This is a genomic window from Streptomyces sp. TRM68367 (genome assembly GCF_014495685.1).
Classification (GTDB): domain Bacteria; phylum Actinomycetota; class Actinomycetes; order Streptomycetales; family Streptomycetaceae; genus Streptomyces.
This window is the reverse complement of the sequence record NZ_JACTVI010000011.1, coordinates 129,180-137,792: the sequence shown is the minus strand read 5'-3', so window position 1 is coordinate 137,792 and position 8,613 is coordinate 129,180. Positions and strand designations below refer to the sequence as shown.

The 8,613-nt window shown below is 69.9% G+C and carries 9 protein-coding genes; 5 read left to right on the top strand and 4 right to left on the bottom strand.

Going from position 1 to position 8,613, the window contains the following annotated elements:
- Window positions 1–83: 83 nt before the first annotated feature.
- Window positions 84–1,250 (bottom strand): MFS transporter, encoded by a 1,167-nt coding sequence (locus tag H8R17_RS11125; RefSeq protein ID WP_187822977.1) that lies wholly within the window; start codon window positions 1,248–1,250, stop codon window positions 84–86.
- Between the two features lie 382 nt (window positions 1,251–1,632).
- Here H8R17_RS11125 and H8R17_RS11120 point away from each other — a divergent pair, with 382 nt between their 5' ends.
- From H8R17_RS11120 to H8R17_RS11105, 4 genes are all read left to right on the top strand, one after another.
- Complete coding sequence (locus tag H8R17_RS11120; RefSeq protein ID WP_187822976.1) at window positions 1,633–3,291, top strand: FAD-dependent oxidoreductase; 1,659 nt, start codon at window positions 1,633–1,635, stop codon at window positions 3,289–3,291.
- Between the two features lie 156 nt (window positions 3,292–3,447).
- A complete protein-coding gene (locus H8R17_RS11115) occupies window positions 3,448–4,716 on the top strand; it encodes an MFS transporter (RefSeq protein WP_187822975.1) in 1,269 nt (422 codons plus the stop codon).
- A gap of 146 nt (window positions 4,717–4,862) precedes the next feature.
- Window positions 4,863–5,090 carry a hypothetical protein gene (locus tag H8R17_RS11110; RefSeq protein ID WP_187822974.1) on the top strand — a complete coding sequence of 76 codons (228 nt, stop codon included), beginning with the start codon at window positions 4,863–4,865 and terminating at the stop codon, window positions 5,088–5,090.
- A gap of 126 nt (window positions 5,091–5,216) precedes the next feature.
- On the top strand, window positions 5,217–5,525 hold the full coding sequence (locus tag H8R17_RS11105) for a DUF6069 family protein (RefSeq protein ID WP_187822973.1): 309 nt from the start codon (window positions 5,217–5,219) through the stop codon (window positions 5,523–5,525).
- A gap of 86 nt (window positions 5,526–5,611) precedes the next feature.
- On the opposite strand, the gene H8R17_RS11100 is transcribed toward H8R17_RS11105, so the two are convergent.
- From H8R17_RS11100 to H8R17_RS11090, 3 genes are all read right to left on the bottom strand, one after another.
- A complete protein-coding gene (locus H8R17_RS11100) occupies window positions 5,612–6,418 on the bottom strand; it encodes an SAM-dependent methyltransferase (protein WP_187822972.1) in 807 nt (268 codons plus the stop codon).
- Between the two features lie 96 nt (window positions 6,419–6,514).
- Entirely contained in the window at window positions 6,515–6,832 is a 318-nt protein-coding gene (locus tag H8R17_RS11095) for a DUF397 domain-containing protein (RefSeq protein ID WP_187822971.1), read from the bottom strand.
- Window positions 6,829–7,704 carry a Scr1 family TA system antitoxin-like transcriptional regulator gene (locus H8R17_RS11090; RefSeq protein WP_187822970.1) on the bottom strand — a complete coding sequence of 292 codons (876 nt, stop codon included), beginning with the start codon at window positions 7,702–7,704 and terminating at the stop codon, window positions 6,829–6,831. The genes H8R17_RS11095 and H8R17_RS11090 overlap by 4 nt, the downstream gene beginning before the upstream one ends.
- A 361-nt stretch (window positions 7,705–8,065) precedes the next feature.
- On the opposite strand from H8R17_RS11090, the gene H8R17_RS11085 reads away from it, so the two are divergent.
- A complete protein-coding gene (locus H8R17_RS11085) occupies window positions 8,066–8,467 on the top strand; it encodes an ATP-binding protein (RefSeq protein WP_187822969.1) in 402 nt (133 codons plus the stop codon).
- The last annotated feature ends 146 nt before the right edge of the window (window positions 8,468–8,613 follow it).

The window sequence follows — 8,613 nt, the reverse complement described above, 5'->3', positions numbered from 1 at the left end:
CGAGGCCGGACTGCACCTGTGTGGTGCGATGCTCTGGCTCCGCAGCATCGCACCACACTCGTGATCCGAACTCCAGACAGGACCTAGCTGGTGGTTGTCGCACCTCGGGTCAGCAGAGCGATCACCGCGGCTGTGGCGGCGAGTGCGGCCACGCTGGTGAGGGCGGTGGGGAGGGAGAACCAGTCGGCCATGAACCCGATGGCGGGTGGTCCCAGGAGCATGCCGCCGTAGCCGAGGGTCGACGCGATCGCGACTCCGTCGGGTCCGGCCAGCGTGCCGGCGCGTTCGACAGCGACGGGGAAGAGGTTGGCGAGACCGATCCCGGTGATGGCGAAGCCCAGGAGCGCCGCCCAGACGGAGGGGGCGAGTGCGCCGAGCAGCATGCCGATCGCTGCGGTGGTGCCGCCGCCGACCAGAGTGCGAGTCTGGCCCAGCCTTTCGAGCAGCCTGGTGCCGGTCAGGCGGCCGATGGTCATGGCGAGCGCGAAGCAGGAGTAGCCGGCCGCCGCGACCCCGGCCGCGGCGTCGAGGTCGTACTCCAGGTGCAGGGCGCTCCAGTCGGCCAGGGCTCCCTCGCCGTAGGCGGTGCACAGGGCGATCAGGCCGAAGGTGATGACGAGGCCGCGGGTGCGGGTGTCCGGGCGACGGGGGGATGGCTTCTCGTGCCGTGCTTCGCCGCTGGGCGTCGGGGAGTTGTGGCGCAGCAGGACGCGGCCCGCAAGGGCGGTCACGAGCAGGCCGACCAGGGTGAGTCCGAGCAGATGCCGAGTGGGGGACAGGGAACCGGCGAGCAACCCGCCGAGCCCGGCGCCGATCATGCCGCCGAGGCTGAAGGCGGCGTGAAAGCTGGGCATGACGGGCCGCCGCAACGCGTTCACGAGATCGACCGCCGCGCTGTTGAAAGCGACGTTTATCCCGCCGTACGCGGCGCCGAAGAGCAGCAGTACGGCGCCGAGCGCCATGGCGGAGTGGGTGAGCGGGGGCAGGGCGACGCTGAGGGAGAGCAGGATGCCGCAGATCACCGTCACCGGGTGGCTGCCGTAACGGCGGCAGAGGCGGCCGGTGAGCATCATCGTGACGACCGCTCCGGCGGAGACGCCGAGGAGGGCGAGGCCGAGGGCGCTGGCGGAGGCGCCGGTCTGTTCCTTGACGGCGGGGATGCGGACGACCCAGCCGGCGAAGATGAAGCCGTCGAGGGCGAAGAAGACAGTGAGGGCGATGCGGAGTGGGGTGAGTGCGCTGTCCGGCACGGCGTTGTGCGTTCGGTTTTTGTTTATTAGCGGCACAAACGCAGCGTAGGTGTGTGCTCGGTTGTCGGCAAGGGGGTTCGGGTGAGCGGCTGTCTCGGACGACCTCGCGGAGCAGCCGGCGGGGACGCGTCCGGCCGCGATGGGCGCCGCGAGGGGCGCCTGCCGCGGCGCCGAAGAGGGAACCTCGTCGTTCGGCATCTGGCTTTGTCCGACGTCCGCATCACACTGACCGGACTCCGTGCGGGCGTGCCCCGGCGGCCGGCACCGGTGCCGCACTGCTCCTTCGCGCCCGCGCCCGTCACCCGGTTGGCGGAGTCACGGGAGTGGTCAGAGCGGTAACTTCCAGTGATCACTGCTGGTCATCTGCCGTGGAGGTGCCGCTATGTCCACCACGCCCGCTCATCCGGCTTCCGCCGGGCCGACCGAGGTCGGCCCGGGCGACGCCCGCTACGAGGCGCTCCGCCGGGGCTTCAACCAGCGCTGGATCGCCACTCCCGACTATGTGGTGGTGGCCACCGGCACCCGCGACGTGGTCGCCGCCCTGGACACCTACCTCGCCGCACAGGACCGCACCGGGTCGCCGCCGCGCCGGATCACGGTCCGCTCCGGCGGGCACTGCTACGAGGACTTCGCCTGCGGCGCCGACGTCGACGTGATCATCGACGTCAGCGCCATGGACGGGGTCTACTACGACCCCGAGATGGAGGCCTACTGCGTCGAGGCCGGCGCGACCAACTGGCACACCGTCACCCAGCTGTACCGCCGGTACGGCCTCGCCCTGCCCAGCGGCTCCTGCTACTCCGTCGGCGCCGGCGGCCACATCTCGGGCGGCGGCTACGGCCTGCTCTCCCGGCTGCACGGACTGACCGTCGACCACCTGTACGCCGTGGAGGTGGTCACCGTCCGCGACGTGACCCACGCCGAGGTGACCGTGGCCCGCAAGGACTCCCCGGAGCCCGCGCTGCGGGACCTGTGGTGGGCGCACACCGGCGGAGGCGGCGGCAACTTCGGTGTGGTGACGCGGTACTGGTTCCGCGACCTACCGGAGCCGCCCGCCCAGGTGCTGCTCAGGAGCGTCGCCTGGGAGTGGGACCTGTTCGAGGAGTATCCGGACCTGTTCGCCTCCCTCGTGCGGCGCTACGGCGAGTTCTTCACGTACGAGCACACCGGCGAAGGCCCGGACTTCCTCCGCGAGTTCGACTACCGCGACATGTTCACGCTGCTCGCGCTGACCAACCACACCGCGGGCAAGGTCGGCCTGACCGTACAGCTCGACGGCACCCGTGCGGACTCCCTGGAGCGCCTGAAGCTCTTCCTCGACTGGATCGCCCCCGAGTCCGACTACCCGCAGCACCCGCTGGACGTCGCACTGGGCGAGAACCCACCGCTCGACACGCTCTACATCCCGACCCGGCTGCCCTGGCTGACCGCGACCCAGAACCTCAACGATTCCGGCAAGAGCCGGTGCGGCAAGTACAAGTCCGCCTACCACACCGCGGGTTTCACCGACCACCAGCTGGAGGTGATCTACCGTCACCTCACCGACGAGGGCTACGACAACGAGCAGGCACTGCTCCAGGTCGACTCCTACGGAGGCCGCGTCAACGACGTCGACCCGGCCGCGACGGCCGTCGCCCAGCGCTCGTCCGTCCTGAAGCTCCAGTACCAGAGCTACTGGACCTGGGGAGAGGACGCCAACCACGACGGCGTGTACGACTACCAGGACGCCCAGGCCGACCCGGCCATCGCCGGCCCGCACCTGGCCTGGATACGCGACTTCTACCACGACATGTACGAGGACACCGGCGGCGTCCCGGCCGTGCCCGACCCCGCCAAGCCCGAACCGCACTTCAACACCGACGGCTGCTACATCAACTACCCCGACGCCGACCTCAGCGACCCGGCGCTCAACCCTCCGGGTATCGGCCAGCCCTGGTACACGCTGTACTACAAGGACAACTACCCGCGCCTGCAACGCGCGAAGGCGCACTGGGACCCGCGCAACGTATTCCGGCACCAGCAGTCCGTCCGCCTCCCCTGAGGCGAATTACGCGAATTCGGCGACGGCCGGAGCGTGGATCGGTCCCGAAAACGCGCTCCGGCTTTTGGTGCAATCGTGGTCATTGCTTTGCCGGCCTCCCGTTGTCCGCCCCTCCGCCCGAGCCTAACCTCGGGCTGCGACTTCGGGAGGGCCGTCATGCTGAACACCGTGAAAGAGCAGGCCGCGGGGCTTACCAAGGACCAGAGAAATGCCTTCGTCGCCGCCTATTTGGGCTGGGTGATGGACGCCTTTGACTATTTCCTGGTGGTACTCGTCTACAGTGAGATAGCCGACGATCTCCATGTTTCCCTCACCGATATGGCCTTCCTCACCACTGCCACACTGGTGATGCGGCCGATCGGTGCTTTCGTTTTCGGTATGTGGGCGGATCGCCGCGGCCGCCGCGTCCCGCTCATGGTCGACGTCGCCTTCTACTCGATCGTCGGTTTCGCCTGCGCCTTCGCCCCGAACTACGCCGTGTTGCTGGTGCTGCGCCTGCTGTACGGCATCGGGATGGGCGGCGAGTGGGGCCTGGGCGCGGCGCTGGCCATGGAGAAGATCCCGACCGCCAGGCGCGGCTTCTGGTCGGGCCTGCTGCAGAGCGGCTACTCAATGGGCTACCTGCTGGCCGCCGTGGCCTTCTACGCCATCGAGCCCGCCTTCGGCTGGCGGGGACTGTTCGCCTTCAGCCTGCTGCCCGCCCTGGTCGCGCTGTGGGTCCGCAGCCGGGTGGAGGAGAGCGAGGTGTGGGAGAAGAGCGTCAAGCTCAACCGCACCCCCGCGTACCAGGTGTTCAAGAACCCGGCGGTGCTGCGCCGCTTCGTCTACCTCGTGGCGCTGATGACCGCCTTCAACTGGATGTCCCACGGCACCCAGGACATCTACCCGACCTTCGTCAAGAAGGGCCTGGACCTGTCCGCCGACACCTCGGTCGCGATCGCCGTGGTCTACAACATCGGCGCCATCATCGGCGGTGTGCTGCTCGGCGCCTACTCCGAGCGGCTGGGCCGCCGTCGTACGATCATGATCGCGGCGGGTGCGGGCCTCGTCATCGTGCCGTTCTTCGTGCTGTCCAGCACCGTGGGCTGGCTGATGCTCTCCTCCTTCCTGATGCAGGTGTGCGTGCAGGGGGCCTGGGGAGTCATCCCGGCGCATCTGACCGAGATGAGCCCGGACTCCATCCGGGGTTTCTACCCCGGCGTCACCTACCAGCTCGGCAACCTGATCGCCGCCCTCAACCTGCCGATCCAGGAGGTCGTCGCCGAGCACCACGGTTATCCGGCGGCGATGGCGTGGACCGTCGTGCCCACCTTCGCCGTAGTGATCCTGCTGAGCGCGATCGGCAAGGAGGCCAAGGGCATCCGGTTCGGGAGCTCCGCGACGCAGGCTCCGAGCGCCGCGGCGACCGGCAGCGTGCAGCCCTGACCGAAGAAGCCGGTCCGGGGCGGGGCGCTGCCCGCCCGTGCGGGTGAGAAATGCGGTGGCGGGGCCCGAAGCCGGGCTCCGCCACCGCAATGTACCCAGTGGCCACGTGTGTCCGGCACACCCCCCACGTGCACTGGGACCATCCCTTGGACATCGAAGACTCCGGCATCGACACCACCTCGCTCACCCGCGACACCCCGGCGTCGCCCCTCTCTCCGGCCGCAGATTTCCTTCAGGCCACCGCCACGGCCACCGCCGTCGCCACGGCCGGCCCGGTGGTCGACGCGACGGCCGCGGTCGCCGCGTCCCGTACGGCCACCCTCTCCTTCACCGCCGCCACGGGGCGGTTCCGCCACCCTCGCCCCCTCCGGTGACCGGCTGATCGGCGGCGGCTTCCACACCGCGGCGGCCTCCCACCGGCCGAGGCGCTGCGCACCGCCACCCTGCTGCCCGCGTCCGCACACCGGCCACTGAGCCGAAAAAAGTGTCCCGGGGTGCCGATGGAGGCGGCCAGTCCCGGGGCCGAGGAGGCCGCGGAGATCCCGGTGGGCGGTTTCGCGGGCGGCGTGCTGTTCTGGTCGGTCGCCGGGATCGTCCTCGCGGTGGCCCTCGCCCGCTGGGCCAGGCGGCCCGCCCGCACCTTCACGGTGACCACGGTCGCGCTCACCGCGCTGTCCCTCGCCGGCCCGGCCGTCGCCCCGCACACGGCCACCTCCACCCAGGTCGTGCTGGCCGTGTCGCACATCGTGGCCGCCGCCGTCATCATCCCGGTGGTGGCACGGCGACTGTCCCACCGGCAGGGACGGTGACCCAGCGGAGCCGAGCCGAACAGCCCCCACCGATTGAGCAGGCGCCCGCCGAGCGCGCCTGCTCAACCGGTGGGGGGCATGCGCGGCTACGGCTTGATGCCCACCCCGGTCCACAGGCTGACCTCGGCGTCGGTGGCCGTGGGCTCGCCGTCCGGGCGCCAGCGGTGGCCCATGGTGATGCCGGGGTCCAGCAGGTCGAGCCCGGTGAAGAAGCGGGCGACCTCATCCTGGGAGCGGAACCGCACCGGTGTGCCGGCACCGGTGTAGATGTCGGTGACCTTCTGCCAGGTCTCCGGGGTGAAGTCGGGCGTGCAGTGGCTCAGGGCCAGCGCGCTGCCGGAGGGGAGCGCGGCCAGCAGACGGTTCACGATGCCGTACGGGTCCTGGGCGTCGGTGACGAAGTGCATCAGGGCGTTGAGGGACAGGGCCACCGGCCGGCTCAGATCGAGGACCTCGGCCAGCTCGGGGGCGTTGAGCAGCGTGTCCGGGTCGTTGACGTCCGCCTCGATGTACGTGGTGCGGCCCTGGGGCGTGCTGCGCATCAGGCGCTCGGCGTACTTCAGGACGAGCGGGTCGTTGTCGGCGTAGACCACGCGGGCCTCGGGCACCACGGACTGCGCCACCTGGTGCAGGTTCGGCTCGGTGGGGATGCCGGTGCCTATGTCCAGCCACTGACGGATGCCGTACTCCCGGGCCAGGACGCGGGTGGCGCGGTGCATGAACGCGCGGTTCTCGCGGGCGCACACGAAGATGGCGGGGTAGGCCGCGACCACCCGCTCGGCGGCCTTCTTGTCGATGTCGAAGTGGTCCTTGCCGCCGAGGTAGTAGTCGTACATCCGGGCGGAGTGGGGCCTGCTGGTGTCGATGTCGCGCGCGGCGGGCGAGGTGCTCATCCTGTCCCTTTCGGAAGGTGCGTGTGGGGGAAGTGGGGGTTCGGGCAGGTCACGGCCGGGGCCGGTCGGTTCCTTCCCGTTCGGGTCGGTCCGGATTCAGCCGGCCGTCAAACGGTCGGCGGCCGCCATGCGGTCGGCGGTCGCCATACGTTCGGCCGCCGTCAGATGGTCGGCCATGCCCCGCTTGACGCCCGCGACGAACGCGGCGATCTCCTCCGGCGTGTAGATCAGCGCGGGACCGGCGGGATCGGTCGACTGCCGCAGGGCCACGCGGCCGTCGGCGAGCTGCTTCGTCTGCACGCACTGGCCCCCGTTGGGGCCGCTCCACGGGGACTCCCAGCCCTGGTCGCCGAGGTCCGAGGCGGGCATCCCGTTGTAGACATTGGCGTAGACGTGGCCGTCGATGGCGGTCATGAGTACTCCTTGCGCATGCGGTTCAGGAGCGCCCTGCTGTCCGCGCCCGAGGTCAGCAGGGACATGCGGTTGTGCGCTTCGAGATGGGACGCCACGTCGGAGCGCTGGTCCTGGTACATGGCACCGGTGAGGATCTCGCTGTAGACGATGTCCGGCAGTTCCGGCTCCTCGAAGCGGAAGTAGGTGAACGGCGCGCACGCGCCGACATGGGCGCCGGCCGCGAACGGCACGATGTCGATGCTGACGTGCGCCAGCTCCGAGACCTCCAGCAGCCGCTCGATCTGCTCCCGCATCACCTCGGGGCCGCCCACCACCCGGTGCAGTACGGCCTCCTCCATCACCACCCACAGCGTGGGCGCGTCGGGTCTCTCCAGCAGGCTCTGGCGGCGCAGCCGCAGATCCACCCGCCGCTCGAGGTCCTCGTCGTGGTCGTTGGGGAAGCCCCCGCGCAGCACCGCGTGCGCGTACGCGTAGGTCTGCAGCAGCCCCGTGACGTAGTGCGGCTCGTAGGTGCGCAGGGTCTTCGCCGCGGTCTCCAGACTCACGTAGGCGCTGAACCAGCTGGGCAGCACATCGCGGTAGGTGTGCCACCAGCCGGGCTCGTTGGCCCGCTCGGCCAGGGTGACGAACTCCTCGATCTCCTGCCGGTCCGCCCCGTAGGTCTCCAGCAGTTTCTCCACGTAGAGGGGCTTGAGGCCGACCTCCGCCTTCTCCAGCCGCCGGATGGTCAGGGGCTTGACCCGCAGGGCCCTGGCCGCGTCCTCCAGCGACGCGCCCGCGTTCTGCCTGCGCTCCTGCAATCGCCGGCCCAGGATCATGCGGAGAACGGTGGGAGCACTGGTGCTGCCCGTACCTGAACGGCCTTCGCTCACGCCCTACCTCCCGAGGGACTGTCACCAGCTTGAGCCTGACAGCGGATTGTTGAATTCCGCAAGATCGATACCGGCTTCATGAAATTATCAGGCAGCTGGTTGCAGCTTGAACTCGGGTGCGAGCATAGTTACTTGTGTGAACCTCACTCGCCACACGCGAAGCTGCTTCATCGTCAACTGTCATGCCCGCATGAGAGTCGGCGCCCCCTGACTTTCCACATGCCGGGCCCGGCCGGACCACCCCAATCCCGCAAGGCCCAGCGCTGACCCTCCTTCCTCCCCTCGCTGCGCCCGCGCCCCTCCACGGAAGGCGAACACCGTGTCCCCCCACACGACGTCCTCTCCCCAGTCCCTGGATGTCATGAGTCCGGACCGCACCCACTGGCTCGAACTCCCGGCACACCGTTCCAGCGTGGGCGTGGCCCGCCGCTCCCTGAGCGTGTGGCTGACCGCTTGGCAGTTGCCGGCCGAGCTGTGCGCGGACGCCGTCCTGCTCCTGTCGGAGCTGGCCACCAACGCCGTACGGCACACGCTCAGCACGCGGTTCCTGTGCGGCTTCGGGCTTGTCACGGACGCGTGTCTGCGGATCGAGGTGCACGACCACGACCACTTGAGCCGCGGTGTGCCCCGCTGCGGCGAGCCGGAGCTCGACGACGAGGGCGGTCGCGGGCTGCTGCTGGTGGAAGGGCTCGCGGACACCTGGGGCGTCGACCGGTCCAGGCTCACCGGCGGCCACGCCGTGTGGGCGACCTTGACGGCCTGAGCCGGTCCGGCAACGGTCCGGTGGACGTGGTCTACGAGGGGGAAGCCGGCGGAACTCGTGCTCAGGTAGCGGCCGATGCAGGTGTTCGGCGTCGTCCGTGTGCGCTCGCGCAGAAGGCGAGGCCGCGCGGCCGGCGGTGAACGGGC

Coding starts and splice junctions, on each gene's coding strand:
- H8R17_RS11120 (WP_187822976.1), top strand. CDS start 1,633: ATGTCCACCACGCCCGCTCATCCGGCTTCCGCCGGGCCGACCGAGGTC.
- H8R17_RS11105 (WP_187822973.1), top strand. CDS start 5,217: ATGGAGGCGGCCAGTCCCGGGGCCGAGGAGGCCGCGGAGATCCCGGTG.
- H8R17_RS11100 (WP_187822972.1), bottom strand. CDS start 6,418: ATGAGCACCTCGCCCGCCGCGCGCGACATCGACACCAGCAGGCCCCAC.
- H8R17_RS11095 (WP_187822971.1), bottom strand. CDS start 6,832: ATGACCGCCATCGACGGCCACGTCTACGCCAATGTCTACAACGGGATG.
- H8R17_RS11085 (WP_187822969.1), top strand. CDS start 8,066: ATGAGTCCGGACCGCACCCACTGGCTCGAACTCCCGGCACACCGTTCC.
- H8R17_RS11115 (WP_187822975.1), top strand. CDS start 3,448: ATGCTGAACACCGTGAAAGAGCAGGCCGCGGGGCTTACCAAGGACCAG.